The organism is Peribacillus sp. JNUCC 23 (assembly GCF_053653995.1).
Window position 1 is genome coordinate 1,301,155 of sequence record NZ_CM132202.1, and the last position, 26,178, is coordinate 1,327,332.

Below are 26,178 nucleotides of genomic sequence, written 5' to 3' on the forward strand. Positions count from 1 at the left end.
TATAAAGGAAGAGCACTCTGTATTGCTATCTTGGAAGAAGCTTTGGCAGTCCGATTTCTCTGAATATTTGTCGCAAATGCTTATGACGGGCTGCTTCGATTTCCAGCTCATCGAATTGCATGGGCTTTGCGTTTACTTCATAAATGAAAAGATTCCCATTAAGATCTTCACCAATATCAATTGAAAATTCTCCGAAAAAACCAAATGACTTCGAAAGAATGATGCCGCATTGTTCAGCAATCGTTTTAAATTGCTCGTCAAGTTCTGCCGATTGCAATCGAGTATATGGATAAAGTTTTCCGCCTCTTGGAATATGTGTGGTAACTTCCTGGGTTTGAGACATCCGAACCGCTTTGCCTGTGACAAGATGGACTCCATTCTGGTAATGGACAAGGATTCGATAATCAAAGCGATGGCCTCGTATTTTTTTCGGTTCTATTGCACGTTGAGCGATATACTTTTTTCGTAATAGTCTGTCTGCTTCAGACTTCCAATAATCTTCGAAAGCAGGGTAGGTTTCTGTGCCACTCGTTTTTTTTACAAGTATCGCTGAATGATTTGTTAAGGAAAGTGTTGCAATGCCGTATCCACGATTTCCTTTTCCTGGCTTCACATAAATTTCACGATGATTTTCAAGGAAATCTTTAAGCACTTGGGATGTAGATAGAAGAATGGTTTCTGGTAAAAATGGACTTAGTCCGGGACTTTTAGCTAACGCTTCAAACATATCGTATTTATGAAAAAAACCAGGATTGAAAACCGCAATGTTACGGGCTTTAAAATCATTCAGTAATGATTGGAACGAAGTAGTTTCTTCAAATGAACGGAAGGGAATCCGGTTGTAGATGACACATGGCTTGGGAACGGCGACCTTCATCCATTTCTCATGATCAGCACTATAAACGAGACCAAGTCCGGTATTTGCTAAAGCGTCTTCTGCAGTAAAAATAAATGAGAAGATCCCATGCTTTAAAAGCTCTTGGTGCAAGTCATAAAATAATGGCAAGTTTCCAGCAATACCGAAATCGTTCTTTTTGTTTTGGCAGGTCATGATCCCAACGGTCAATATTCGGTTTCTGTGCTCCAGTTTTGATTGTATAGAAAATGATGGTAATGGAATTTCTTCATTAAAATGGATTTGTGAAGATTCTTGACCAAAATAGGCCTTTTGACCAAAAGAGCAATGCGACCATAAATGATTAGTTAAATCGTAATACAATTTCATTTCTGTAAGCCGCCAGTGCTGGCGAGTGATTGCTCTGTTAAATAGACGGCATAGTCTAGAGCAAGCTTCCTTGTTAATAATTCAAATTCACGCAATTTAGGATGAGAAAAAATCGACCGTCCAGGCTTTGAATTGGCTTCAAACATCCAGACTTGCCCTTGCTTATCTAACCCTAAGTCAAAACCGATTTCAGCAACGATCCCATCCAAGTGCTCTTCGATCGCCTCACTTAAGATAAGTGCGGCTTTTGATAATTGTTGATGGACTTCAAATACTGTATCATCATCACCAAAAAGTTCATCAAGTGTCATGATCGTCCCGCCATTTTTCACATGGGTTGTGAGGCTACCTTCACCAGCAATTTTTGCGGCAATTGCAGTAACTTGCCAATCCCCATCAAGGTCTTTATTCGTATGGACGCGAAAGTCAATTGGGCGGCGGTTATTACGGATTAAGGATATCCCTTGTTGTACGATTAAATGGTCAATCCGTTTGTTTTTAAACACATGCTTTAGCATCGATTCAAGGGTGGAGAAGCGTTTTAATCGGTTTTCATTCTCATGATCACGATAACGGCAGTAATACATGTCTCCATGCTTATCATAAAGAACTTGGTGAATCCCTAATCCAAGGCTGCCATGAATCGGTTTAATATAAACTTGACGATGTTCAGAAAGTAATGTTTCAACAATTGAAAAAGACTGAAATGGATAGGTGACTGGTAAGTAGGGGGTAGCGCGTTCATCATCTATTAGACGCTCATATACATCCCATTTATTAAAAAAGCCTGGATTATACCAAGGAATGGAATAGTCGGTTTGGAATTTTCGTTTCACTTCCTTTGGACCCATTTTATTCTCTGTTTTTCGGTTAGGAAGACGGTCATAGATGACATTTGGAAAAGGAAATTCACAGATGTCCCATTGATTGTCCTGATACACATAGCCACGAATTGTTTCTTGCTCCCAGTTGATGTGATTTTCACCAAAAATGAAGGGAATGCAGCCAGTTGTTTTATTTAGAGATAGAAGTTTAGAAAAAAATGATGAGCGTTCACCCAATGGTTTAGTTAAAAAAGGTCCAAAGCCCGCTGAAAAGATGCCGACTAGTGGCCCGATATGAATGCTGTTCTGATATAGGAACACATGCAAGGAAGTTTCTGTTTCTGGAAAGTATAGGGCTTTTGCAAGCGATTGCGAAAGAGCGAAAGTTTGCCGAATAGAAGGGTTGCTTCTTATGTCAGCCTGATGTGCACGATGACCAAAGCACACGGCTTCCTTATCTGTAAAATTGACAACCCCTTCTAGCTCAGACGGGTAATAAAAAACATCTCCCAGCATATCAGTTATTTCGCAGGGATAGATTTTCTTCAACGGTTTCACCTGCTTTCACTAAGTTGTCAGATAGATATTGACAATAAGCAATTGGAGCATGATATAAGTCATCTTTCTTATCTGGTTGCAATGTTTCAATGATTTTCCGACCAGGTTTGGAGTTGATATCAAGAATCCAAACTCTATTTTTTCGATCAATGCCAAGATCAATCCCTAGTTCAAAAAGCGGCTGAAATTTTGCTTCGAGTTCCTCAGGTAACGTACGAAGGATATGCCCAATGGTAAGTTCAATATATTTTTGATGGGGATGGGCAATTTCTTTGATAAATTTTTCATAGGTGATGGCCTTACCGCCTGTCGCTAAGTTTGATGTGATACAATCCTTGTTCCCCTTACGAATTCCCCTACCTTGTTCTACCCAGTGATTGGTTGCATCTTTTTGCAGGAGAATGCGCAGATCGAATGGTTCGTTATCAAGATTGGATAATGGTAAATAAGGCTGAATAAGGAATTGGAATTTGTTTAAGAGTGATTCAATCCATCTATGAAGCTGTTCTTTTGATTTAAAGTGTCTTTCATATCGTTTTTCATGTTTTGTCATCGTTACGACGGTTCCATCTTCAACCTTAGATAAAAGATAAATTCCGATTCCTCTCGAGCCGAATGATGGTTTTAGAAGAATCTGTTCATATTCATGAAGATGATTCCAAACGGTTTTTGCATCTGTTGCCTGTGCTGTTACGGGGATATAAGCTTGGAGCAGTGGCAAATCCTTAAGTTTAGTATAAATTTCCCATTTACTAGGGAGGCCATGACCGAGAAATTGAGCCTGCCCTTTTAGCCAAGTTATTTTATTTCGGACTTTTTGGTCGTCTCTAGTTAATCCATGAAAGCTACGGTCATAGATAAATGTTGGGATCGTAAACTTTTTAACATCCCAAAGATTAGTTATCGGATTGTACGATTCACCTTGTATTGTTTTAGCTTCCGTGTCAATACCGGAAGACTTGAACCGAAATACCTTCCACCCACTTTTACTTGCTCTTTTTGCAATTTCAGTACTATAACGCTGTTCCTTTGATAAATCGGATAACATGATGCCTAGGGAAACCATAGTTCCCGCTCCTTTCCATTGGCCATGATTAGATTTAAGGCGCCTTACTTACATACAAAGTGTTCATATATTCAACGATGCGTTTCACAGAGGGACGAATTTTATCAGAGTCTGCATGAAATTTCTTCGAAGGTTTTGAGTTCACTTCAAGAATCCAAGGATGATTGTCTGAGTCAAGTGCCAAATCAATACCGAGCTCCCCGAATAAATCCTCTCGCTTGCTTTCAACTGTTTTGGCAACGTTTAATGCAAGGCTGGATAAGCTTTTATAAATCCGAATCGCTTCTGGTCGTTCGAAAACAGAGGAGAGAAATGCAGCAGCATTTTTCATTTCGCCTCCTTGAGCGAGATTTGAAACAATATGTCCGGCATTACCAAGCCTTGCAACAATGGATGTGATCGTCCATTCTTGCTTTTTACTTTTATTAAGTAGCACTCGAAAATCCGTTTTATGCCCATTAATATCGAGTAATGGGATGCCTCTTTGGACGATATAGGAACGCTTTTTTGTATTTTTCATTAGGATTTGATAAAGGCGTTCCTCGGTTTCGATTAGATGAGTATCCTGTATATTGCTTGAATGCTCTAGGACCCATCCTTCAAAAACACGTGATAGCTTACAAATATTGCGACCTTGACTTCCAAATACAGGCTTTACAAATACTTCTGTATGAGTTTGCAAAAAAGTGACAAAGTCTGCTTCTGACTGGAGCAGGATGGTTTCAGGCAAGTATGGATCAAGTGAATCTTCAGTTAATAGTAGTTCATGAGTTTCCCATTTAGACAGAAAACTTCCATTGAAAAAGGGAATAGAAGCTTCTTTCAATAATGTACGGAAACGAATGAATAATTCTGTGTTTTCCAATTTTCTTGAATGGATTCGGTTATATACAACATCGGGAATGGGCACAGACATCCGTTCCCAACCTTCATCAATTGGAAGGTAACCTGTTAATTCCTTTGATTTTTCAAGAGTTTGCAGGGGAATGATGAAAAAAAGAAATCCATTCATGCAACAAAACCTGTACAATTCTCTAAAAAAAATTTCCATATCTCCAAATCCATTCGTTTCACTTGGTGTATGATGGGTGAGAAGTGCTAGGATAGGTCCAATTGAAAGCTGAGAATTTATCGGACAAAAGCCTATTTGTACAGAGAATGAACGGTTAGGAAGTGCTAGAAACTGAAGTACATTTTCGGGAATCTTAAGTTGTGCTAAATGATCTTGATGGATCCTTACGAACACATCTATTTGTTTGGAACCTACTTGTAATGAGATACGGGTGGAGTCTGTTAGCTGCCACTTTTTTAAAAGAAATGGAGGGACATAAATAGTGGGAGTACGACCCGCAGTACTTTTATCTGCAATTATTGAAACGTTGTCGTATAATACCTTCATTGTCATTCCCCGTTTACGCTCGGTTTAGATAAGTCATACCACCTATTTTAGGCGATTTTGCTATTCTGGGTTATTGTATGATTAATGAATAAAGAATGTGTGCAAACAGCCCGTTAATATTTGTAACTTCCATCAGCGATGTCTTTCCCGCTGACGATTTGTTAAACCCGAATAAAAGGAGAAACTTCATGAATTTACTATTAACCATCATCTTTATGGTCTTGATTGGAGCCATCATAGGAGGATCGACCAATTATTTAGCGATTAAGATGCTTTTTCATCCCTACAAGGCTGTTTATTTATTTGGAAAACGCCTCCCCTTTACACCAGGTCTATTGCCTAAACGCCAAGAGGAATTGGCTACACAGCTTGGAAAAGTCGTAGTTGATCATTTACTTACACCTAAAAGCATTCAGAATAAGATTATGAACGCTTCCTTTAAAAAGGATATGAATGAATGGATACAAGGAGAAGTAAAAAAAGTCATAACAACTGAAAAAAGTTTGGATGCAATGTTCACTCAATTCGGAGTACATCAACCTGGAGAAAAATTAGAAAACTATGCCAAAGAATTTGTTTTGAATAAATATGATAACTGGCTTACCGAATATCGCCATCAAACCTTGAATGAGGTATTGCCTCCCAAAATCAAAGAAAAAGTTTCAGAAACAATTCCGACACTCTCCACGTACATATTGCAGAAAGGAAAAGAATACTTTATTAGTGAGGAAGGAAAAGCACGACTAGAGTTTATGGTTAACGACTTCTTTAAAAACAGAGGCATGTTCGGCAATATGATCCCAATGTTCGTTGGCAATGGAAAACTTGTTGATAAGGTGCAGCCAGAACTAATCAAATTTCTTGAGCAAAAGAAAACGGCAGAATTGATCACCATTCTAATGGTTGGCGAATGGAGCAAAGTGAAGCAATGGGAGTTTAGTAAAGTCGAGGATATGTTCGGTAATGAAAAAATCAAAGCATTGCTATTAGAAAAAACGGCAGAGTTACTCGCCATTGAAGAAATAATGAATAAACCGCTTAAAGAGATCACAAGTAATATGGAAGAGCTAATTATAGAAAAAATGGTTCCAGCTGTGCTTGACCATGGTATTGGCTATTTAAGCAAGCATATTACACCATTAATTGCAAAGCTACAAATCGCAAAAATAGTTGAAGAACAAGTTGCAGGTTTCCCAATGGAGCATCTTGAAAAAATTGTTTTATCGATTGCAAAAAAAGAACTATCGATGATTACGTATTTAGGTGCTTTATTAGGAGGAATTATCGGGATCGTTCAGGGATTAATTGCTGTTTTGTCCCGCATTAACGGAAAGTCAAAATCCCCGCCTTAAGGCTTAGAGGAATCGTAGGTGGGGAAGAACACCCCACTGAATTGAAGTTTCACTTTATGGGGGAATATGTGTGATTTTCAGTTTAGATTTGGTATAGTGGAGAAGAGAAATCCATGAATGGGGGAATATGAATGAGTAATCTATATGATTCAGCATATGATTTAGAAAAAGCAATCCGTGAGAGCAATGAATACAAGGAGCTAAAAAGCCTATTTGATCAAGTAAACAGTGATGAATCTGCTAAAGGGATGTTCGAGAACTTCCGTAATATGCAGATGAACTTACAACAAAAGCAAATGACTGGACAAGAAATCACGCCAGAAGAAGTCGAACAAGCGCAAAAAACGGTGGCATTAGTTCAACAACATGAAGCCATTTCAAGACTGATGGAAGCCGAACAACGAATGAGCATGGCAATTGCTGATTTAAACAAAATTATCATGAAACCGCTAGAAGATCTTTACGGTTCTCCACAACAATAATCGTTCACTTTGTTAATTCGTAACGGACTCATATCAAGGTGCAATTAAACAAATAAAAAAACATGGCCATTTTTAAATGATCATGTTTTTTTATTTCATTTTTAGCGAAAGTAGAACGGGACATTAGTGGGGGATGAGAAAAACTGATGGAAGTTTCACTTTTTTTTCTAATAGGCCATGTGATTTAGTTAGCTTTCTCCTGTCTGGCAACTTGTAAGTGAACCCGAAATCAAAATGGAAAAATTCTTGCTATCCATATGTTCTACCGCCAATTTATCCTTCATAAATTGGAATAGGAGGGGTGGTCAACATGGTGTATCGCTTACTTGCCGTGAATATTGATGGGACATTGCTTCAATCGAATGGCCGTTTACATAAATCCACGAGGGAAGCTATTGAATATGTACATCAAAAAGGTGTGAATGTAGCCCTTGTAACGTCAAGAAATTATCTCTCAGCAAAAAAAGTAGCGAAAGCGTTGAAAATTAATCCGATGCTGATTGCTCATCAAGGAGCCTTTGTCGGTTCAACGATTGAGAAACCAATTTTTATAAAAAGAATGAGTGAAGAATTAACACTTGAAATGGTTCAGATGCTTGAAAAAACTGAATGTCAGATTCAATTAATCCGGGAAAAATCCTTGATTGGCAATCGAATGAATCTTCCTGAAAATTTGCTAGGAAAAACGATCATCTACAATAATGAGCCAAGTGTATATTCGCAGAACTTTGTAGATGTTTTAAGCGAAGAGTTAAACGAACAGCCGTTTTCACCAGTGAAAATCGATGTGATTTTTAAAAGTCGTAAAGATCAAGCTGATTTGTTAATCTTATTTAAAGAGCTATTCCCCGAAGTGGAAGTAATCGAAAAGCATTATCAAAAAATTACGATTGTTCCAAAAGGTGTTTCTAAATGGAATGGGATTCTTTATTTAGCGGACTATTTAGGCGTTAAAAGAAATGAAATTGTCGCAATTGGTGATGATGAGGATGACTTCGAAATGATTTCAGAATCAGGCCTTGGAGTTGCTATGGGCAATGCTCCAAATGATGTGAAGCTTGCTGCTGCATGGGTAACTCGTACGAATGATGAACATGGCGTGGCGTATATGCTGAAGGAGTTTTTTAGAAAGCAGTATGATATTGAATTTTTAACAAGGATGAACATGTTGAAATAATTAAAAAAGAATAATTTCTAGTTTCCTTTCAACAAACCTAACAAAAGCTATATAGGTAAAAATGATGGGTAATTTCATTTTTATAGAGCAGATCATTCTTCTTTCTCGAAGTTAATCATTATAATAGAAGATTAACAAGAGGATAGGAGTGATACGATGAAACAACGGTATCTTTTTGAGTATGAAGTGCTTTCCACTCAGAAAAAAGGTGAATTTAGTCAAGTAGCCGAAACAGAAGAACAGGCGAAAGCATTGATCCACGAAAGAATCGTCGACTTGGAATTTACTGAGGATGAAGATGTGGTGATTGGACAGTTATTAAAAGTATTAGACGCAGAAAAACAAATTTTTCAGTGTGAAGGCTGCGAATCTTAATTTTATTATCTTTCTATACTAACAAATCAACAAAAAACAAATGGTTTTGCAGTTAGCCATGTGTTTTTTGTTGATTTATTTATGTTTTTCTGACATGATCTAATCATTATAAGTTAAGTATACTTATACTATCCAATGTTTTTGGACAGACTGATAGAGAGAACTACTGTTCAAATTTTAATCAATACACAAGATATACGAAATCAATCGAAACAACAAACAAAAAATACTGTAATTTTCAACTTAACAATAGTTACAGGAATTTAGTTTGCCTTTTCTTAGCCTTACTAGGTGACAGATATAGAGATAATATGTTATGGTTTCATTTCTACATACTATTTAAGAATAAAGGACGAGGTGTAAGACTATGAACAAAACTGAATTAGTCAGTGCTGTAGCAGCACAAGCAGAATTAACAAAAGAAGATGCTAAAAAAGCGGTAGATGCGTTGATTGAAACGATCTCTACTACGCTTTCTAAAGAAGAAAAAATCCAATTAGTTGGATTTGGCACATTTGAAGTGCGCGACAGAGCAGCTCGTACAGGTAGAAACCCACAAACAGGTGAAGAAATTCAAATCGCTGCTTCCAAAGTTCCCGCATTTAAACCAGGTAAGGAATTAAAAGAAGCTGTTAAATAAGTAATTCTATTTACAATTGTGTAAAAAAACTCTGGAGATGAGTTCATCTCCAGAGTTTTTTATTTAATAACGTTTGAAAACGGTTATCCAGAAAAAAGTAAGATATGTATACCTTTTAACAAAGCTTTCGTTTACCAGCCGTTCAGTTATCGGCCGAAATTCTTTATAAAAGGTCGGAAAAGTATCGCTTCTAAATATTCAGATGAAACGATGGATTAGTCACTAGCAAATTGCTTTGGTTGTTGTTAACATTGACCGAACTAGTCCAATTCTGTAAAATGAGAAGGATATTTACGAAATAAAATTAAACAGGTGATCATTTTGCAAATTGAAATAAAGGGATTACATGATGAGCGGTTTGAACGTCCGCTTCGAAATATTGCGAACTTATTTTATGAAGAAACGGAAATTGTTTTTGGCGAGGCTAGTGATGCTGATTTTGAGGTGACACTTCAGTATGAAGTAACCGATAAAATTATCGTGACCGCAGCACTTCTGGTAAAAGCTACGCAAAAAAACTATACAGCTGGTTATGAGCAAGAGCTGATTCCAGCAAAAACAGATAAAGAGCAGTTTAAACAAGTGAAGCGAGTTGTTTCCCATGTGTATTTGGATGTGCTTCAGAAGATCACAGGCATCACACAGAAATGGGGTATCTTAACAGGAATTCGTCCCACAAAACTCCTCCATCAAAAGCTTCAGCAAGGGCTATCGAAAGAACAAGCACATGCTGAACTCCGTGAAGATTATTTAATTTCTGATGAGAAAATTGATCTAATGCAGCGTATCGTCGATCGTCAATTGGCAGCTATACCGGACTTATACGAATTGAAAAAAGAAGTGAGCATCTATATTGGGATTCCATTTTGTCCAACAAAATGTGCATATTGTACGTTCCCTGCCTATGCGATTAATGGTAGACAAGGTTCTGTGACTTCATTTCTTGGCGGTCTTCATTATGAAATTAAAGAAATGGGCCGTTGGATGAAGGAACATGATGTCAAAATCACCACGATTTATTATGGTGGTGGCACACCAACAAGTATTACTGCGGAAGAAATGGATATGCTGTACGAAGAAATGTATGCAAGTTTCCCGGATGTTGAAAAGGTTCGTGAAATAACAGTTGAAGCAGGGCGTCCTGATACGATTACACCAGAAAAGCTCGAAGTATTGAAAAAGTGGAACATTGACCGCATTAGTGTGAATCCGCAATCGTATATTCAAGAGACGCTGAAGGCAATCGGGCGCCATCATACGGTTGAAGAAACGATTACGAAGTTCCATCTTTCAAGAAAAATGGGCATGAATAATATTAATATGGATTTAATTATTGGCTTGCCTGGAGAGGAGCTACCTGAATTCCAGGTAACCTTGGATGAGACGGAAAAGCTACTACCCGAATCACTGACTGTGCATACGTTATCGTTCAAACGTGCTTCGGAAATGACACGCAATAAGCAAAAGTATCAAGTAGCTTCACGTGAGGAAGCTGAGAAAATGATGCGAACGGCCGAAAGCTGGACAGAAAAGCATGGGTACACGCCATATTACTTATATCGCCAGAAGAATATTCTTGGCAACCTTGAAAATGTCGGTTATTCCTTCCCAGGTCAAGAAAGCTTGTATAACATCATGATCATGGAAGAACAGCAAACCATTATCGGGCTTGGCTGTGGGGCGGCAAGTAAGTTCCTTGACCCAGTCACAGGGAAGATTACTCATTTTGCAAACCCGAAGGATCCTAAGTCATACAATGACAATTTTGAACACTATACAGAGAAGAAAATAGAGATTCTTGAAGAACTGTTTGGGATTGTACAAAAATAACAGAAGAACCCTAGACCATGATTGAAATGGTGCTGAGGGTTCTTTTTTTTGAATTTGTGTTAATAATCATCCGGAATGTTGTGGAATTAGCAAATATGCGTCAAGATACAAATATATCTTTAATCAAGAGCGCCTATCCCATCGATGAGCCGTGCATTATTCCCGTACAAGTGGCATTGTGCAGCATCTAAATGAACCACCTGATTTAATAATTTCGGAAATGTCTACTTCAATTAATTCGTACCCTCTCATACGGAGCTGATTATTCACCATCTTATTGCAAGGAAGACTGAAGACTTTTTTTCTACCTATTGAAAGCACGTTTGTACCTAATGTAAATTGTTCTTCGTCATTAATTTCAATCAGATCAAAACGTGAACGAAGCATATCGATTTCCCTTTGTTCAAATGCTTCTGGGAAAATCAGTGCTTCGGTCGGCGAAAGGATATTGAATACACAATCTAGGTGCAGGAATTTTTCCTGAAAAGGCATGGAAATGATTTCAAAATGCGGAAGGAGACTTTGCAGTTGTCGGATAGACTTTTCATGGGTTCGAGAACTGACACCAATGTAAATCGATTTTCTGTCAATCAATACATCTCCACCTTCAATATGCTCCTTTGTTAAGTCGTAAAATGGCAGATGTTCCTCGATAAGCCAAGACTTTAATACCTTGTCCTCACCATGTCGCAAATGAGTCGCCATTTCGGCAACAAATACAGTTTTTCCAATGGTGAACCCGATGTCACGTGTGAAAACTTGTTCAGGAAATGCTTCAAGAGCGGGAAGTTTATATACTTTCACGTCTAATTCTTTTAATCGTTCAATAAATTGCTCATGTTGCTGCATTGCCAGTTTTCGATTAATATTTTCATTTTTGAATCGCTTTTGAGTTTCGTTGATCACTTCGCGGATTTCCATATATTGTGGTTCACAGACAATCACTTTTTTTAAAAGATCGTATTCACTCGTGCAATAGCTTGCGGCATCATGACCTATTAACATGCATATCCCCCTAATTAGACTTTTTCTTTTATTCTTTCCTTTATTCCCTCTTAGAAAACATTATGAATTAAAGGATTTAAGAAAAAGAAAGAGAATAGAACCATGGAGAATTTAGCCTTAATAAAAGCGGTGGTGGATAGATGTCATCTTTTGATTTAGAGAATGCATGAATGATGTTTGAAGCAGCAGTGATTATGGTTCCCCATGAAAAGTGGTCTGAACGCCCAATTGTTTGTATTCAAAAGCCGATGTGGTTCATGCACCAGCTTTTGTTGACGTTTTTCTTTTTAACGGTGAAAGAGAAGAAGTTTACCTGCGGAAGAAGTGCAACGGTGTGTTTTGTGTTCAAAGTTTTTTTCAATTAATAATTGCTGACCTATTTCTTTTGCCAAGTTATCATTTTCAGCTGTAAAAGCCTCATCTAACAATTTTTCCCCAGTAGGTTCAAAGACTGTCAACTTATAGGTTCTGCTCATGTAAAACTCTCCTTTTACTCTAGAATGATACACACTGAACATTTTTAATTTTCAGTTTCATTTAAGGATTATACCATTAATATTAGGATTTGCGTGTTGTACATGGATAGGAATTCCGTTAAGATGAAAGGGGAATGGTGCTTTATCCCATTTTAATTGGCAATAATAGCTTACATTCATTTTTTTGTGAGAAAATAGGTACGGATAAAAAAACTACTGATGGAAGTGTTACTTTATAGGGGGGAATCTGTTGGCTTTACAAATTAAAGGTGTCACAAAAAAGTTTGGGGAATTTACTGCTGTCAATAATCTTAACTTCACAATTCCTGAGAAAGAAATGTTTGGTTTTTTAGGTGGCAACGGTGCTGGTAAAACAACGACGTTTCGGATGATTCTTGGTCTTCTTGGCCCAACAGAAGGGGAAATTGTTTGGAATGGAAAGAAGATAGATTATGCGAGCAGCTCTTTAATCGGCTATCTTCCTGAGGAACGTGGTCTCTACCCGAAGCTAAAGGTGCGCGATCAGATTGTTTATCTGGCAAGATTAAGAGGAATGAACAAAGGAAAGGCTTTGAAGGAGCTAAAATATTGGCTTGACCGCTTTAAGGTTCCAGAATATATCGATAAGCGTGTTGAAGAACTATCTAAAGGAAATCAGCAAAAAATTCAGTTGATCGCTTCTATGATTCACAAACCGGAATTGCTTATTCTTGATGAACCATTTAGCGGGCTAGATCCGGTGAATGTGGAGATGCTGAAAGAGGCGGTCATCGATTTGCGAGATAGTGGCACGACGATCGTTTTCTCGAGCCATCGTATGGAGCATGTTGAAGAAATGTGTGAGCATCTTTGCATTATGCATAAGGGATCACCTGTAGTTGAAGGTAAACTGAAAGAAATTAAGCGTTCATTTGGGAAAAAGAATGTGTCGATTCGAGCCGATTTTGATCTATCTTTCTTGGATGCTTATCCTGGTGTAACGAAAGTCAAGACAACGATGGAAGGGAAGATTCTACAGGTGACGGGTGAGGATGTTGCTGCTGATATCATTCGTGATCTTGTACCAAGAGGGTTTGTCCGGAAATTTGAATTGGAAGAGCCGTCATTGACAGATATCTTTATCGAAAAAGTGGGTGCAGCCTATGAATAAATTTTGGATTGTGCTTTCGCATACCTATTTATCAAAATTAAAATCGAAATCTTTCATCATTACTACAGTCATTATGATGGCCTTAGTTCTTATTCTTTCTAACATGACGAATATTTTGAAGACATTCGGAAGTGATGACAGAGAGCAGGTTGCCATCATCGATCAAACGGGAGAGCATTTATTTGATGGCTATAAAGCTGAAGTAGCCGTTGTGAACGACGAAATTACGATTATCGCTTCTCAAAATGAAGAAAATGCAGAGAAAAAGGTAATAGACGAAGAAATTAGCGGCTATTTACTTCTTGAAAAAGACGTGGACAATGGCTTAAAAGGAACGTATAAAGCCAATCAAATATCAGATTCAATGATTAGCGATGATTTATTTCTAGCACTTTCTCAATTGAAAAGTAAACGTACAGCAAGCGAATTGAGCTTGACGGATCAGCAAATCGTACAATTGAATACACCTCCAGCCTATGAAACGATTGCTCTTGCAGAAAATGCAAAATCAGAGGAAGACTTAAATCAAGCTCGAGGTCTCGTTTATGTGCTTTTGTTCGTTATTTATTTTGGTGTGTTAATGTACGCAACGATGATTGCGATGGAAGTGGCCACAGAAAAAACATCACGAGTGATGGAAATTTTGATTTCAAGTGTCTCGCCCATTACTCAGATGTTTGCGAAAATATTAGGTGTTGCCTTGCTTAGCCTTACTCAAATGATCTTATTTTTCGGAGTGGGGTATGTCTCGATTAAACGAAATTTGACCGATATGAATGAAGGATTCTTCGCGATTTTTGGTTTTGGTAACACGAATATATCGACTATTATTTATGCGATCATATTCGCGATGCTTGGTTATCTGTTGTATGCGACACTTGCCGCATGTCTTGGCTCCGTCGTCAGTAAAATAGAAGATGTACAGCAAATGATTTCACCGATGACGATGCTTGTTGTCATTGCTTTCCTGATTGCGATGTTTGGCCTTGGCAATCCTTCAGCTAGTTATATTACGATCACATCATTTATTCCATTTTTCAGTCCGATGATCATGTTTTTACGCGTTGGCATGCTTAATGTTCCTTTCTGGGAAATCGCCATAAGTATTGGCTTATTAATTGCGACAATTGTCCTGTTAGGTATTGTTGGAGCTAGAATCTATCGTGGTGGCGTCTTGATGTACGGAAGCTCAAAATCTTTAAAAAGCATTAAAAACGCCTTACAATTATCAAAGAAAAATTAAGAGTCTGACCCCATACTCTATACACTGTTTATAGTCTCTTCACTTCATATAAACAATAAATAGTAGATATGGGGTCTGACCTTTTTGTCGTCCTCACACTCTATACACTGTCTATTATGTCCGTTCTCGTCACATAAACATTTTTGTTAGGAGAGAGACTTTTCTTTCTCATGAATGATAAAAATGGGAAAGTGTGTTCTGTTTGTGCTACAATTAGGATAAACTAAGAGACAAGAATCAAAACGGAATCGAGGTTTGGGTATGAGACCGATTGTTTTTTTACATGCGGCAGATTTGCATTTGGACAGTCCGTTTACGGGACTAAAATCTGTGCCTCAAGCATGGGCAGACGAGTTACGGGAAAGTCCATTTAAGGCGTTTCGCAGCATCATTGATACGGCCATTCACCAGAAGGTAGACTTTCTGCTTTTATCGGGTGACTTATATGACGGTGAAAATAGAAGCTTACGAACTCAAGTGAGGTTTCGAAGGGAAATGGAGCGATTGAAGGCTGCTGGGGTTCCTGTATATATCATTCACGGTAATCACGATCATTTGAGCGGGTCATGGATACATGTGGATTTTCCTGATAATGTTCATGTATTTTCGGAAAAAGCGGAAATGAAGTCGTTTCACAAAAGTGATGGTACGCTAGTTCATCTTTATGGATTCAGCTATCCGAAGCGACATGTAACTGAGAAAATGATCGATACATATGTAAAAATAGAGGGAGCCGATTATCATATTGGACTTCTACACGGAAATTTAGAAGGCTTTACAACTCATAGCCCTTATGCTCCGTTCTCCTTACGAGATTTAACGGAGAAGAATTTCGATTATTGGGCGCTTGGTCATATTCATAAAAGGCAAATTGTCGCTGAGCAACCACTCGCTATTTACCCAGGAAATATTCAGGGAAGGAATCGCAAGGAAAGTGGAGAAAAGGGCTGCTATATCATCGAGCTGAATGGTGTTGATTGGAAACACAGATTTATTCGAACGGCAGAAATGATTTGGGATACAGCAACTGTAGTGATTCCTGAAACAAGTACATTCGATTCGATCCTTACTGAATGCAAGAATAGGTTAACAAAGTATCATACTTTTACAGAAAAATATTTACTTGAGCTTATAATAGATGGTAGAAATGTTCATCATCCTAATGTATGTAGTGAAGAATTTCTAGCAGACATTCTCTCTATTTTACAAGAGCAGTCAGAGCATGAGGAATGGAATGTGTGGCCATATCGGATGACAGTTCACAAGGACACGATGCCAGCTGTTTTACAGGACACTCCGTTTACATCAGAGCTCCTTTCAAAGGTAGAACGTTTTACAGAATTTGAAGAAGCCCTACAGCCTCTATATCGGCATGGGATTGCTAAGAAATGGCTTGATTCTTTGACGGAAGAGGAGCAAGAACAAATTCTAAAAGACGCCAAACGGATGCTTTTGCAAATGCTGCATTAAGGGGGGAGAGTGGTTTGAGAATAAGAGAGATATACGTATATGGGTATGGAAAAATGGAAAATGAACGGTTTACAAATTTGACTGAATTGCATGTGTTTTTCGGGAAAAATGAAGCAGGCAAATCGACAATCATGTCGTTTATCCACAGTATATTATTTGGCTTTCCAACCAAAGTACAAAACGAGTTACGGTATGAACCGAAAATGCACGCTAAATATGGTGGGCTTCTTATTGTTGCAACAAAGCAATATGGCGAGATAAGAATTGAACGGGTAAAAGGAAAAGCAACGGGGGATGTATCTGTCACTTTTGAAAATGGTGAAGTTGCTGGAGAAGAAATACTTAACAATATCCTACATGGCATGGATAAGGCCTATTATCAATCAATTTTTTCCTTTGACCTACAAGGTCTACAAGGGCTTCATATGCTGGGAGAAGGAGTGATTGGTAAATATTTACTTTCGGCTGGTTTAGTTGGCAATGATAGGATTTTGGATGCAGAAGGGAGTTTGCAAAAAGAGCTGGATCTACGGTTTAAACCTTCTGGACAGAAACCGTTACTAAATAGTCAAATGAAGCAGTTGAAAGTGCTTCAACAAAATATGAAACATTCAGGTGATGATCAGCTGAACTATAACGAACTTCAAAATGGGTTAAAAGAAATTGGTGAAAAACTTGAAGAGCTAAAGCAACAATTTCAAGTTAACGAAGAACAGCTATTTTATACAGGGGAATATCTTCGAATCAAGCCGCTTACAAAAGAACAGACTGTCCTCCAATCGAGACTGGACCGGTTAGGTGATCAAGTTTTTCCGATTGACGGTTTAAAACGGCTGGAACAGCTAAACTCTCTTCTTATTCAGCATGAGGCCAAGCAAGTCTCACTTCAACAACAGTATCAAGAACTGATGACCGGAAAGGAAAAGATGGCCCTTTCACCTTTTTTAGAAGAACATAAGGAAAGTATCGAAACAGCTATCGAGAGTTCTGCACTACTTGAACAATTGGAGCTTGATAAACATAAAGAGGACAAAGCTTTAGAACTAGTAAGTAAGGAAATCGACAATCTTAAGGATGATTTGTCCTTTAAAAACCATGTAGAAGCAATCCTACAGCTAGATTTCAGCACTTTTATGAAGGAGAAAATAAGAACGCTTGCTCAAAAAAAACGAGTGTTACGTAATGAAAAAGAGCAGCTTGATGAGCGGTATAAACTAGTAAAGGGACGGTTAGAACAGTCTGAACTGAGGCTTGAAGAACTAAACTGTAGACGCTTGCCAAAGGAGCAGAGGCTAAAGCTCGAAACAGCAAAAGATCAAAGGCAAAATAAACAGTATCATATAGTGAAAAAAGAAATGCTGGATGAACAAATTGCGGACTTGGAGCGGAACTATAAGGTACAGGAAAAAAAAGAGCGGGATCAACTTAGTAAAAAACGTGGTATTTTTTCTTTCATTAGCTTGATTCTATTAGGCCTATCGTTCTATTCGATTTTTACTAAGCAGACAATACTTACGTTTTTCTTTGTAGTTGCGCTGGTTGCTATTTGGATCGGTTTCTTCTTTTTTAAGGAGAAACACACGTTAGCCGATGATATACGGAGACTTTCTGAGGCTAAAGAAAAGAGGGCGTCCATTGAGAAGGAAGAATCTCAAACTCGTTCAATGGAATATGAGTCAGATCCAGCTTTGCGTTTACTTGAACAAGATCGTGAACTAGAAAGATTAATAGCCAATGAAGCATTTAAGAAGGAAGAACGGGAACAAGCATTTGATGATGTGATTCACGATTTTGAAACTTGGGAATCATCATGGAAAACAGTTCAGGCGGAAGCGATGACTATTGTTAAGATATGGGGTATCCCAGATGAAGCGATCGAGCATGACCTAGAGGAAGTCTTTGGCTTGCTTGAAAAATTAAAAGTGAAAGTAGAAGAAAGAAATGTGATTCGTAAAAACAATGAGTATATTCATAGTGAAATACAAAATAGGAAGAAAACGTTGTTTTATTATACAGGGGAGCTGGGGGAATATCCGGGTACTTGGCAGGAAGCTCTTACTATTTTAAAAAAGGCATTAAATGATTTGTTCGAAAAGAAAATTCAACTGAAACAGCATGTTGAGGAAGAAACGAAGACAATGGTTGAACTTGAGAATCACAAATCTGAAAAGGATTATGTCATCGGGCAAATCCAAGAATTGTACAACAAAGCGAATGTGGCGGATGAAGATGATTTTCGCGAAAAAGCATTACGGGCTGAAGAAAGACTACAGCTTCTTAGCCAACTGAAGCTTGTCGTCATGCAACTGGAGCAGTCACGTTTACAAGGGAAACAGCTAACTGAGTATATGGGAATGGATATTAGTAAGTATACGATTGAAAATCTGGAAGCAATCCGAAATGAAATCACTAGTAGACAATCGACGCTGCTAGAGAAACAATCGGATTGGAAACATAGAATTAAACAGCTTGAAGAGGGTGGATTATATGATGATAGAATGCATCAATTTCATGAAGCGCGCCAAGTGTTTAACGAAGATGCCAAAGACTGGGCCAAATATGCTGTTGCACGAAGTTTGCTGAATCAAACGATTGATACGTTCAAAAAAGAACGTCTCCCTAGTGTTATAAACAAAGCAGAAGAGTATTTTTCCTATTTAACGGATGGACAGTATAGCCGAATTTTCCTGAATCATGATACGGAAGGATTCACTGTCCAGCGCTCTGATCATCTGATGTTTGATGTCAATGAAGTGAGTCGTGGCACTGCCGAACAAATATACGTAGCGATTCGCCTTGCGCTGGCGGACCACACATTCAAGGAGGATCCTTTTCCGCTTATCATTGATGATAGCTTCGTGAATTTTGACAGTAAACGAACAGGAAACACGATTGCTTTATTAGCAAAAATATCTGAACAAAGGCAAATTATTTTCTTTACATGCCATGAACATCTGCTCAACCATTTTTCACAAGGAAGCTTGACCTATTTATCCCGCATTAACGGGCAGTAAAACCCCCACTGATTGAAGTTTCACTTTATCTAATCCTATGGGTGCCTCTTTATGAACAAATAATAGACATGCTGTTTTTTGTGAAAATCGAATAAGGTGAAACCGTACTATTGCGCGATATGGTATACTATTGATACTTAACTTAGAACGGGGGTATATACACATGCAAAAAGGCATCATTCACTTCGGTGTTGGTGAGTCAATGGATACATATATGTATATAAAAAGCAGTACCAAGGCAGTGGCTAGTAATGGCAAGCCCTTTCTGACACTGATCCTTTCTGATAAAACAGGAGAAATAGAAGCAAAGCTATGGGATGTTTCTGAAGATGATGAGCGTAATTTTTCAGGTGAAAAAACGGTCAAAGTGCTAGGAGAGGTTCAGAATTTCCGAGGACGCAGCCAATTGAAGATTCGGAATATCCGTTTGACGACTGAACAGGATGGTGTGACACCTGCAGATCTTATTCAAATAGCTCCATTGAGCCAAGATGAAATGATGGGGAAAATCACGCAATATATTTTTGAAATGAAAAATCCGAATATCCAAAGAGTCACACGTCATTTGCTGAAAAAATACCAAAGTGATTTCTTAACATTCCCGGCTGCAACAAAAAACCATCATGAATTTTATTCAGGACTTGCTTATCATGTGGTTTCCATGCTTGACCTAGCGAAAGGGATCACTGCTTTATATCCAACACTTGATAAAGACCTTTTATATGCAGGAATTATTCTGCATGATCTTGGTAAAGTGAAAGAGCTATCAGGACCAGTATCAACTGTTTATACAACTGAAGGCAATCTACTAGGCCATATTACGATTATGGTCAATGAGATAGGCAAAGCCGCTGATGAATTGAATATCCAAAGTGAAGAAATCATGATTCTACAACATCTTGTCTTGAGCCATCATGGCAAAGCAGAGTGGGGGAGTGCCAAACCACCTCTAGTTCGTGAAGCAGAAGTTCTTCACTATATTGATAACTTAGATGCGAAGATTAATATGATGAACCGTGCTCTTGAAAAGGCTAAACCAGGCGAATTTACTGAAAAAGTATTTGCTCTTGAAAATCGTTCATTTTACAAACCGACATTTTCTGAATAATGATACATGCACCGTGCGAAGATTTTGCATTGGTGCTTTTTTGTATTCATCAGAAATGGGTCAGAGCTTACACCTTATAGACCGCTAATGTGTCATCTTCACGTCATATCAATGATGTATAGCAGATAGGAGGTCTGACTTTTTCGTTATGGGACATCTACAATGAAAAATATGACATATATCTTCACTCCATGCATATTCATTAGTAATACGAGTGGGACAAGATCCCCGAGAGGAGTAAGAGCATGCCGATATGGATCTGGTTTATATTTGCAGGGATTTTAGTCAGTGCTTGGATGAGTGTTTATACGGCGAGGCAGGACCGAAAAAAAGAGCAAGAGTGGATTGAACAGGAAGGGCAGAAGTATATAGAGAGAATGAAGGAAGAACAAGAGGGCCGAGAAAAAGAGCAGCAGCCAGGAATGGAACATTAGAAAAGGCAGGTCATCAGACCTGCCTTTTTGTTTGCTTAAGATTTGGGAGTTGATATGAAGGTTGCTTGTATACATCCAGCTCTTACTCTTAAACGTGTTTCTGTTTTATTTCTTAGCCGGTTCTGCTGGTTCTTCTGTTTTAAATGTGTCTTTCAAATCTTTATCGCTGACTTTTACATCTGCATCTTTCACTTCTTTATTAAGGGCTTTTTGAACTGAAGCAGCATCAAGTTTAGAAAGTTTTAATTCTTTTTCTATCTCAGCCTTTGACTCTTCAAAAGATTTTTTTTCTTTTTTATCTAGAAGTTGAATGATATGGTAACCATACTGGCTTTTAACAGGTTCGCTGATTTCATCTTTTTTCAAAGCATAAGCAGCGTTTTCAAATTCAGGAAGCATTGCTCCTTGACCAAACCATCCAAGATCTCCACCATTTTCGGCACTTCCAGTATCCTTTGAAGATTCTTTTGCTAACTTAGCAAAGTCTTCGCCTTTGTTCAGCTTTTCTTTTATTTCTTTAGCAGTCGCTTCATCTTCAACAAGGATGTGTCTTGCGTGAATTTCAGGTTTTTGTTGATCGTAGTATTCTTTCACTTCTTTTTCAGTTACTTTAACACTAGCAAGTGCTGCTTTTTCTTGAAGCATTTGAACTTTAATAGAATCTTTCAAGGCAGCTTCATCCATACCAGACTGAGCAAGTGCCATCTCATAGTTTTCGCCTAGTTGTGTCTTAAGCTCGTCCAATTTTTTGTCTAGCTCTTTATCGGTTACTTTATATTTATCTGAAAGAATCTTTTCGTATACGAGCTCTTGTAAAACTGCATCGCCGTACCTTTCTTTCATTACATCATAAAGTTCTACTTTCGTGATATCTCCAGCTTTGGAAGTTGCCACCGCTTCAGAATCGCCGCCATTGCTACAAGCAGCTAGTCCAAGAAGACCTGCAATTACCGTTATGGATAAAGCCCATTTTTTCATTTAGAACAACTCCTGTTATCTAGATTCGTGGCTGTTGTGTGAATCCACAAATATTACTATACCATATTTGGAAGTTTTTCGAAAATTAAAGTGCGAATTTTGCATCTTAATTTGTAGAAAGTAGGCAAACGCCCATCCGTCTACATGACCAATACATATGATGTAAGGATAAGGATCGTTCACTCATATCGGTTCTATGCAGATTAGGCAGTACCTATTTAAACAAAAGGCTGTCGATCAATATAAAGGAGGTAATATATATGGGCAATGGATTTGGCGGAGGGTTTGCTTTGTTGGTGGTTTTGTTTATTTTATTGATCATCGTTGGTGCTTCTTTTTGCAGGTAAACACCACTTCTAATTAAAAACACAAAAAGCCCACGCTTCTTAAAGCTAAGCTGAATAGAATATCGTAGCCGTTAGAGTGGTGGTTGTAAAAAAAGAGCAACCAGTTTTCTGAAAACGGGATTGAATGTATGTACCATTGAGAGGAGGATACACAATGTCTGGAGGAGTCGGCGGAGGTTTCGCTTTGATTGTTGTACTTTTTATCCTTTTGATTATCATCGGAGCTTCATGGTTATAAAATTGGATACTAAAAAAGGTGAACCGTTAATGGGTTCACCTTTTTCCGCTTCGTTTTGATGTCTGACCTTACACTTGCTACCTACGGGTCAGAAGGCACTCGAGGGTGGCCTTTTTTGCTGTATCAAGGATCGATAACGGTTATTCTGACCGCCGCCTATACATTACTTATGTAAAGGATATTTCAACATACGAGGACAATAGTAAAATCGTAATTAAGATATTAATAGTCCGAAATACTTTCGTCTGGCGGTCTTCAGGAATTTCTTTTTGGATACATAATGAGTTTGTCATTCTGTTAATATTATATAGAATTAAGGCCGAGAAGATGATAAACACGATTATTATCACTCCTGAATCCCTCCCTCTAGAACAAGTATGTATCATTACGATACCAAATAATTTCATAAAAAGATACTTAAAACTTTGTAACTCCTTGTATTCATCATTTTTAAATTACCTAATTAATCTTTAAAAATAAGAATATCATAACCTTGCTCTGTTTCTTCTACGAAGCTTTGTTCAGGTGATCCGGCCATACATTTGAGCGCAATAAAATCAGAAACGCATAATCCGGTGTGAATGGAAAGCAGTATGGTAAAATAATGCGCGTAATGTGGGAAAGCGTATGCGCCACTGATAAAAACGCTCGTTAATACAAGAAAAGGAAAGAGTAAGGTTAATCTGTACAGTTGTTTTGGAATGGGGTCATCTACCTTGAATGAAATAAGTGGAAGAACACTCCATTTTACATGCAACGCCGGTTTAATTTTTGGATATTCCAAAATACATGGACAGTAGTGCATTAGTTTATGAATCGGATATAAGAGAAGCACTGAAGAAAGTAACACCCAGCCATAGTCATCAGACATGGAGACATTAGGAAAAAACGCGCTCATACTTAAATAAATAACAATAAAAGAAAATAACGTGGTCATCATGGATAGAAATAAGATAAATTGATTCCCAAATTGTCTATCCAAGTTGATCGACTTCCAGCTATTCAAAAAATTCGCCTCCACAAGCGGGATAGTATAGATAATAAGATAAGGCCTATATGCTTTTCTTATAAAATCCTTCCCATACTTTACGATGATTAAGCCAAAAAATCAATAGAATATTACATGAAATAATCCGTATGCGCTTTCAATCGTGGAGAAGTAAAAGAAATCATGTATAATGGAGAAAAGCGGTAATTGAACAAGATTGGTGGAGGCAGGAAATGCGGGACCTAGAGAGGGAAATTAATAGACTGAAATTTCATCAAACACTCTTATTAAACGTTATTCGGAACCCGAAAGCGGAATTGGATGTGATCTTTTTTGAAAAAAATCTTTCGGAAACAGAAGCTCAAGAGATTTTGAGACTATGTGATAAATTGAGCAAGCAATATGAAATAGAAAAAGCGGAAGGGTATATACATTTTCAACCGCTTTTTAACCGCCTTACAATGGAGTTGACTCTAAAAGTAACAGTAAAAGAACTTATTGAAGCTTGTTTAAAGCAAGGATTATATGTTTCTTTCATGAAGGATATGGAGAAAATTGCAAAGAATTAAACAGCTTCAGTTTCTTTCTCTGACTTTTTTTTTGCAATTTTACCTTCTTCTTCGGTAAATTCTTGATTGATACTATCAAATGAACGTTCAAATATCCCCATGAAATCCTCGCCATAAATATTTCGAATAATCGCCATCATCTCCATCATATCAGGGAATTTCCCATAGAGCTCTCGCATCGGAAGGGTTCCTGAAAGAACAGAATTGCTAGCGGGGTCATACTTTCCATTAAATCTAATAAAATGCTTTCACCCTCTAAGGTAATTTGAATATACGTATTACGTTTGTCATTTTCTTTCTTTGAAAAACTTAATAAGCCGCGTTCCTCTAACTTTTTGGAGAAGTTAAATGCAGTTGAAACATGCATAACTCCGAATTTAGCTACATCTGAAATGGAGGCACCGTTTAAATGATAAGCAATCCACAAGATGTGATGTTCGTTAATGTTTAAATCAAAGGGCTTAATCCATTGTTGCCAATCCTTTTCCGCAGCCTTCCAAAGTGCTTTACTTAATTGAGCAATTCTTTGGCTGAAGATCATAGCATCTTTCATAGTATAATTTTTTTCCTGCATGAATACACTCACCTACTTATCAGAATTCTCTAGTTTTATTATGACAATAAAGTAAAGATTAATAAAGCTAAATTTGCGAAATTTTTAGAATTTTTCATATAAAAATTTTGTATAAGCTTATGCTGCTACGAAAAGGTGAAAGTGCCGGCAATGCTTAATGTTAAAAAAACCTGTTCTTTACTAAAGAAATATGTACACTCTGTCTAAAAAAATTATTAGGCAAGCCGGCAGTTGTTTTTTAGTTATTCATGATTCAATTTTAGGAGAAGCAATCATTTCGAGTTCTTGAATCGTCGCCTCAATTTCTTTTATGTTTTTTGACAATTCTTCTGCATTTGGTTCAATATCTTTTTTCCAGCCTTCAATCAATATTTTCACATCTTCTATAAAAGCTTTGATGGTCTCTTTGCTTATTTTCGAAGCGTGTATGGCATCTTCTTTTAAATTCATCAACTGGATCTTCAACTCTTTAATGGAGTTAGAAATTTCAGTTGTATTTGCTTTCACACGGCTGCGAAGCTCTGTTCCAGAACTTGGTGCGGTGAGAAGAGCTGCTGCTGCACCAACAATAGTTCCTGTTATTACTCCAAGAATGACTGATTTTGCCTTCATATGATCACCTCATTTTTCTTCTATATTGATTTCGCCTTATAGTTAAAAAAACCTGCTAGGTAAGAAAATAATAGTTGGTAATCTTTTTATTAAAATATCATAATTTTCTTATTAGTGAAAGAGTTAATTTATATATTCTTTATATCACAAAAATGTTTTTTAAAACATCTTTATTTTTTTCAATATATAAAAATAGTTTAGAGATTGGGAATTCATAAAAAGTAGAGGCTTGACATATACATGACAAAAAGATTTCGAAAAGGAGGAGATGCGTCTTGTTTTTCTTTATTTTATCGCTCGTGTTTTTAATGGCGGCATTCTTTTATTTGGCTATTTTACAAAGACCAGGCATGTTTCCGCCCAAAAAAACTATAAAACAAAGAGTACTGATCTTAGCTGTAGCAAGTATCGCTTTCCTTCTAATTGGCATTCTAATCCAGCTTGTCATATAATAGATGGTTTTAAAAAAACACCGGAAAAACATCCGGTGTTTTGAAAAGTTTAAGATTATATATTTGCAGGAATGTTTGATCGCTTGACAAGCCCAGTCACAATTGGATAAATGATAGCAACTGCGATTACGTTCAATACGATTGCCGGAAGTACAGCTCCAGCAAACATTAAAAGGAATGCTTCTGGTAGACCCACAATGTAATGAGCTGAAGCAAGGAATACCGTACCGGAAATTAGGGTTCCAATCGCCGTTAGAAATCCAATGCTGATAAATGATTTAGTGAATTTCCGAATAGCCAAAAACATGAAATAAAATAGAAAGGCAGTGATAAATTTATCGATAATGTTCGGGATGAAACCTCCACCTGGGAAGGTTGATGTAAGTCCGGAAATGACTCCGGCTGTTACTGCTACTAAAAAGACATTTTTCTTTTCTGGAAATAAGATAATGGCTAAAAACATCATAGTTAGCATCATATCGGGCTTAACTCCAAAAGCAATTCCAGGGACAACTAGATGCAGGACAGCACCTAACCCCATTAATAAGGATAAGGACACTAGTACTTTCGTATTCATTTCTCATCTCTCCTA

The 26,178-nt window shown here is 37.6% G+C and carries 27 protein-coding genes and 1 pseudogene; 16 read left to right on the top strand and 12 right to left on the bottom strand.

Annotation, left to right across the window (positions count from 1 at the left end; translation table 11 throughout):
• Nucleotides 1-25: 25 nt before the first annotated feature.
• The 4 genes from JNUCC23_RS06230 to JNUCC23_RS06245 are packed head-to-tail and all read right to left on the bottom strand — an operon-like array spanning nucleotide 26 to nucleotide 5,072.
• Nucleotides 26-1,225 carry a YheC/YheD family endospore coat-associated protein gene (locus JNUCC23_RS06230; protein WP_454214841.1) on the bottom strand — a complete coding sequence of 400 codons (1,200 nt, stop codon included), beginning with the start codon at nucleotides 1,223-1,225 and terminating at the stop codon, nucleotides 26-28.
• A complete protein-coding gene (locus tag JNUCC23_RS06235; RefSeq protein ID WP_454214843.1) occupies nucleotides 1,222-2,598 on the bottom strand; it encodes a YheC/YheD family endospore coat-associated protein in 1,377 nt (458 codons plus the stop codon). Before JNUCC23_RS06235 ends, JNUCC23_RS06230 begins: the two co-directional genes overlap by 4 nt.
• A complete protein-coding gene (locus JNUCC23_RS06240; protein ID WP_454214845.1) occupies nucleotides 2,567-3,673 on the bottom strand; it encodes a YheC/YheD family endospore coat-associated protein in 1,107 nt (368 codons plus the stop codon). The genes JNUCC23_RS06235 and JNUCC23_RS06240 overlap by 32 nt, the downstream gene beginning before the upstream one ends.
• 34 nt (nucleotides 3,674-3,707) lie before the next feature.
• On the bottom strand, nucleotides 3,708-5,072 hold the full coding sequence (locus JNUCC23_RS06245; RefSeq protein WP_454214847.1) for a YheC/YheD family endospore coat-associated protein: 1,365 nt from the start codon (nucleotides 5,070-5,072) through the stop codon (nucleotides 3,708-3,710).
• A gap of 188 nt (nucleotides 5,073-5,260) precedes the next feature.
• Here JNUCC23_RS06245 and JNUCC23_RS06250 point away from each other — a divergent pair, with 188 nt between their 5' ends.
• From JNUCC23_RS06250 to JNUCC23_RS06275, 6 genes are all read left to right on the top strand, one after another.
• Nucleotides 5,261-6,424 (top strand): DUF445 domain-containing protein, encoded by a 1,164-nt coding sequence (locus JNUCC23_RS06250; RefSeq protein WP_454214849.1) that lies wholly within the window; start codon nucleotides 5,261-5,263, stop codon nucleotides 6,422-6,424.
• A gap of 131 nt (nucleotides 6,425-6,555) precedes the next feature.
• Complete coding sequence (locus tag JNUCC23_RS06255) at nucleotides 6,556-6,906, top strand: YlbF family regulator (protein ID WP_403072584.1); 351 nt, start codon at nucleotides 6,556-6,558, stop codon at nucleotides 6,904-6,906.
• A 310-nt stretch (nucleotides 6,907-7,216) separates the two neighbouring features.
• Complete coding sequence (locus JNUCC23_RS06260) at nucleotides 7,217-8,083, top strand: Cof-type HAD-IIB family hydrolase (protein ID WP_403072586.1); 867 nt, start codon at nucleotides 7,217-7,219, stop codon at nucleotides 8,081-8,083.
• Nucleotides 8,084-8,239: 156 nt separating this feature from the next.
• Nucleotides 8,240-8,458 carry a hypothetical protein gene (locus JNUCC23_RS06265; protein ID WP_062182345.1) on the top strand — a complete coding sequence of 73 codons (219 nt, stop codon included), beginning with the start codon at nucleotides 8,240-8,242 and terminating at the stop codon, nucleotides 8,456-8,458.
• A gap of 367 nt (nucleotides 8,459-8,825) precedes the next feature.
• Nucleotides 8,826-9,098 (top strand): HU family DNA-binding protein, encoded by a 273-nt coding sequence (locus tag JNUCC23_RS06270; protein ID WP_028393229.1) that lies wholly within the window; start codon nucleotides 8,826-8,828, stop codon nucleotides 9,096-9,098.
• 321 nt (nucleotides 9,099-9,419) lie between these two features.
• Nucleotides 9,420-10,928, top strand: coding sequence for a coproporphyrinogen III oxidase (locus JNUCC23_RS06275; RefSeq protein ID WP_062182332.1), 1,509 nt, complete (start codon nucleotides 9,420-9,422; stop codon nucleotides 10,926-10,928).
• A 156-nt stretch (nucleotides 10,929-11,084) separates the two neighbouring features.
• Here the strand turns inward: JNUCC23_RS06275 and JNUCC23_RS06280 are convergent, their stop codons facing one another.
• Both JNUCC23_RS06280 and JNUCC23_RS06285 read right to left on the bottom strand, forming a co-directional pair.
• Complete coding sequence (locus JNUCC23_RS06280; protein ID WP_062182328.1) at nucleotides 11,085-11,933, bottom strand: dimethylarginine dimethylaminohydrolase family protein; 849 nt, start codon at nucleotides 11,931-11,933, stop codon at nucleotides 11,085-11,087.
• Between the two features lie 287 nt (nucleotides 11,934-12,220).
• Nucleotides 12,221-12,409 carry a YhzD family protein gene (locus JNUCC23_RS06285; RefSeq protein ID WP_062182325.1) on the bottom strand — a complete coding sequence of 63 codons (189 nt, stop codon included), beginning with the start codon at nucleotides 12,407-12,409 and terminating at the stop codon, nucleotides 12,221-12,223.
• A gap of 250 nt (nucleotides 12,410-12,659) precedes the next feature.
• Here JNUCC23_RS06285 and JNUCC23_RS06290 point away from each other — a divergent pair, with 250 nt between their 5' ends.
• From JNUCC23_RS06290 to JNUCC23_RS06315, 6 genes are all read left to right on the top strand, one after another.
• Nucleotides 12,660-13,559, top strand: a complete 900-nt coding sequence (locus JNUCC23_RS06290) for an ABC transporter ATP-binding protein (RefSeq protein ID WP_454214853.1) — start codon at nucleotides 12,660-12,662, stop codon at nucleotides 13,557-13,559.
• Complete coding sequence (locus JNUCC23_RS06295; protein ID WP_454214854.1) at nucleotides 13,552-14,802, top strand: ABC transporter permease; 1,251 nt, start codon at nucleotides 13,552-13,554, stop codon at nucleotides 14,800-14,802. Before JNUCC23_RS06290 ends, JNUCC23_RS06295 begins: the two co-directional genes overlap by 8 nt.
• Before the next feature lie 261 nt (nucleotides 14,803-15,063).
• Nucleotides 15,064-16,272: a metallophosphoesterase family protein gene (locus tag JNUCC23_RS06300; RefSeq protein WP_403072602.1), complete on the top strand. Its 1,209-nt coding sequence runs from the start codon at nucleotides 15,064-15,066 to the stop codon at nucleotides 16,270-16,272.
• Between the two features lie 14 nt (nucleotides 16,273-16,286).
• Nucleotides 16,287-19,286, top strand: coding sequence for an AAA family ATPase (locus JNUCC23_RS06305; RefSeq protein ID WP_454214856.1), 3,000 nt, complete (start codon nucleotides 16,287-16,289; stop codon nucleotides 19,284-19,286).
• A gap of 163 nt (nucleotides 19,287-19,449) precedes the next feature.
• Complete coding sequence (gene yhaM / locus JNUCC23_RS06310; protein ID WP_062182310.1) at nucleotides 19,450-20,394, top strand: 3'-5' exoribonuclease YhaM; 945 nt, start codon at nucleotides 19,450-19,452, stop codon at nucleotides 20,392-20,394.
• Between the two features lie 245 nt (nucleotides 20,395-20,639).
• Complete coding sequence (locus tag JNUCC23_RS06315) at nucleotides 20,640-20,828, top strand: sporulation YhaL family protein (protein WP_062182308.1); 189 nt, start codon at nucleotides 20,640-20,642, stop codon at nucleotides 20,826-20,828.
• A gap of 105 nt (nucleotides 20,829-20,933) precedes the next feature.
• Here JNUCC23_RS06315 and JNUCC23_RS06320 read toward each other — a convergent pair whose 3' ends face one another.
• Nucleotides 20,934-21,806 (bottom strand): peptidylprolyl isomerase, encoded by an 873-nt coding sequence (locus JNUCC23_RS06320; RefSeq protein ID WP_062182305.1) that lies wholly within the window; start codon nucleotides 21,804-21,806, stop codon nucleotides 20,934-20,936.
• Nucleotides 21,807-22,066: 260 nt separating this feature from the next.
• On the opposite strand from JNUCC23_RS06320, the gene JNUCC23_RS06325 reads away from it, so the two are divergent.
• On the top strand, nucleotides 22,067-22,153 hold the full coding sequence (locus tag JNUCC23_RS06325) for a YjcZ family sporulation protein (protein WP_082675063.1): 87 nt from the start codon (nucleotides 22,067-22,069) through the stop codon (nucleotides 22,151-22,153).
• Between the two features lie 154 nt (nucleotides 22,154-22,307).
• The gene (locus JNUCC23_RS06330; protein ID WP_082190951.1) at nucleotides 22,308-22,391 is read left to right on the top strand and encodes a YjcZ family sporulation protein; all 84 of its coding nucleotides are present in this window, start codon (nucleotides 22,308-22,310) and stop codon (nucleotides 22,389-22,391) included.
• Between the two features lie 167 nt (nucleotides 22,392-22,558).
• Here JNUCC23_RS06330 and JNUCC23_RS06335 read toward each other — a convergent pair whose 3' ends face one another.
• Both JNUCC23_RS06335 and JNUCC23_RS06340 read right to left on the bottom strand, forming a co-directional pair.
• Nucleotides 22,559-22,738: a hypothetical protein gene (locus tag JNUCC23_RS06335; protein ID WP_082191243.1), complete on the bottom strand. Its 180-nt coding sequence runs from the start codon at nucleotides 22,736-22,738 to the stop codon at nucleotides 22,559-22,561.
• 116 nt (nucleotides 22,739-22,854) lie between these two features.
• Complete coding sequence (locus JNUCC23_RS06340; protein ID WP_403072612.1) at nucleotides 22,855-23,397, bottom strand: DUF3267 domain-containing protein; 543 nt, start codon at nucleotides 23,395-23,397, stop codon at nucleotides 22,855-22,857.
• A gap of 215 nt (nucleotides 23,398-23,612) precedes the next feature.
• On the opposite strand from JNUCC23_RS06340, the gene JNUCC23_RS06345 reads away from it, so the two are divergent.
• A complete protein-coding gene (locus JNUCC23_RS06345) occupies nucleotides 23,613-23,948 on the top strand; it encodes a DUF1878 family protein (protein ID WP_454214859.1) in 336 nt (111 codons plus the stop codon).
• Here the strand turns inward: JNUCC23_RS06345 and JNUCC23_RS06350 are convergent.
• Nucleotides 23,945-24,522: pseudogene (locus JNUCC23_RS06350) on the bottom strand (HTH-type transcriptional regulator Hpr). The gene JNUCC23_RS06345 and the pseudogene JNUCC23_RS06350 sit on opposite strands and share 4 nt — an antisense overlap.
• Nucleotides 24,523-24,768: 246 nt before the next feature.
• Nucleotides 24,769-25,134, bottom strand: a complete 366-nt coding sequence (locus JNUCC23_RS06355; RefSeq protein ID WP_403072618.1) for a YtxH domain-containing protein — start codon at nucleotides 25,132-25,134, stop codon at nucleotides 24,769-24,771.
• 275 nt (nucleotides 25,135-25,409) lie between these two features.
• On the opposite strand from JNUCC23_RS06355, the gene JNUCC23_RS06360 reads away from it, so the two are divergent.
• Nucleotides 25,410-25,586, top strand: coding sequence for a hypothetical protein (locus JNUCC23_RS06360; protein ID WP_454214862.1), 177 nt, complete (start codon nucleotides 25,410-25,412; stop codon nucleotides 25,584-25,586).
• A gap of 55 nt (nucleotides 25,587-25,641) precedes the next feature.
• On the opposite strand, the gene JNUCC23_RS06365 is transcribed toward JNUCC23_RS06360, so the two are convergent.
• Complete coding sequence (locus tag JNUCC23_RS06365) at nucleotides 25,642-26,163, bottom strand: tryptophan transporter (RefSeq protein ID WP_403072624.1); 522 nt, start codon at nucleotides 26,161-26,163, stop codon at nucleotides 25,642-25,644.
• Between the last annotated feature and the right edge of the window lie 15 nt (nucleotides 26,164-26,178).

Coding starts and splice junctions, on each gene's coding strand:
- JNUCC23_RS06325 (WP_082675063.1), top strand. CDS start 22,067: ATGGGCAATGGATTTGGCGGAGGGTTTGCTTTGTTGGTGGTTTTGTTT.
- JNUCC23_RS06295 (WP_454214854.1), top strand. CDS start 13,552: ATGAATAAATTTTGGATTGTGCTTTCGCATACCTATTTATCAAAATTA.
- JNUCC23_RS06250 (WP_454214849.1), top strand. CDS start 5,261: ATGAATTTACTATTAACCATCATCTTTATGGTCTTGATTGGAGCCATC.
- JNUCC23_RS06330 (WP_082190951.1), top strand. CDS start 22,308: ATGTCTGGAGGAGTCGGCGGAGGTTTCGCTTTGATTGTTGTACTTTTT.
- JNUCC23_RS06285 (WP_062182325.1), bottom strand. CDS start 12,409: ATGAGCAGAACCTATAAGTTGACAGTCTTTGAACCTACTGGGGAAAAA.
- JNUCC23_RS06260 (WP_403072586.1), top strand. CDS start 7,217: ATGGTGTATCGCTTACTTGCCGTGAATATTGATGGGACATTGCTTCAA.
- JNUCC23_RS06255 (WP_403072584.1), top strand. CDS start 6,556: ATGAGTAATCTATATGATTCAGCATATGATTTAGAAAAAGCAATCCGT.
- JNUCC23_RS06240 (WP_454214845.1), bottom strand. CDS start 3,673: ATGGTTTCCCTAGGCATCATGTTATCCGATTTATCAAAGGAACAGCGT.
- JNUCC23_RS06300 (WP_403072602.1), top strand. CDS start 15,064: ATGAGACCGATTGTTTTTTTACATGCGGCAGATTTGCATTTGGACAGT.
- JNUCC23_RS06355 (WP_403072618.1), bottom strand. CDS start 25,134: ATGAAGGCAAAATCAGTCATTCTTGGAGTAATAACAGGAACTATTGTT.
- JNUCC23_RS06270 (WP_028393229.1), top strand. CDS start 8,826: ATGAACAAAACTGAATTAGTCAGTGCTGTAGCAGCACAAGCAGAATTA.
- JNUCC23_RS06365 (WP_403072624.1), bottom strand. CDS start 26,163: ATGAATACGAAAGTACTAGTGTCCTTATCCTTATTAATGGGGTTAGGT.
- JNUCC23_RS06245 (WP_454214847.1), bottom strand. CDS start 5,072: ATGAAGGTATTATACGACAACGTTTCAATAATTGCAGATAAAAGTACT.
- JNUCC23_RS06345 (WP_454214859.1), top strand. CDS start 23,613: ATGCGGGACCTAGAGAGGGAAATTAATAGACTGAAATTTCATCAAACA.
- JNUCC23_RS06280 (WP_062182328.1), bottom strand. CDS start 11,933: ATGTTAATAGGTCATGATGCCGCAAGCTATTGCACGAGTGAATACGAT.
- JNUCC23_RS06265 (WP_062182345.1), top strand. CDS start 8,240: ATGAAACAACGGTATCTTTTTGAGTATGAAGTGCTTTCCACTCAGAAA.
- JNUCC23_RS06320 (WP_062182305.1), bottom strand. CDS start 21,806: ATGAAAAAATGGGCTTTATCCATAACGGTAATTGCAGGTCTTCTTGGA.
- JNUCC23_RS06230 (WP_454214841.1), bottom strand. CDS start 1,225: ATGAAATTGTATTACGATTTAACTAATCATTTATGGTCGCATTGCTCT.
- yhaM (WP_062182310.1), top strand. CDS start 19,450: ATGCAAAAAGGCATCATTCACTTCGGTGTTGGTGAGTCAATGGATACA.
- JNUCC23_RS06315 (WP_062182308.1), top strand. CDS start 20,640: ATGCCGATATGGATCTGGTTTATATTTGCAGGGATTTTAGTCAGTGCT.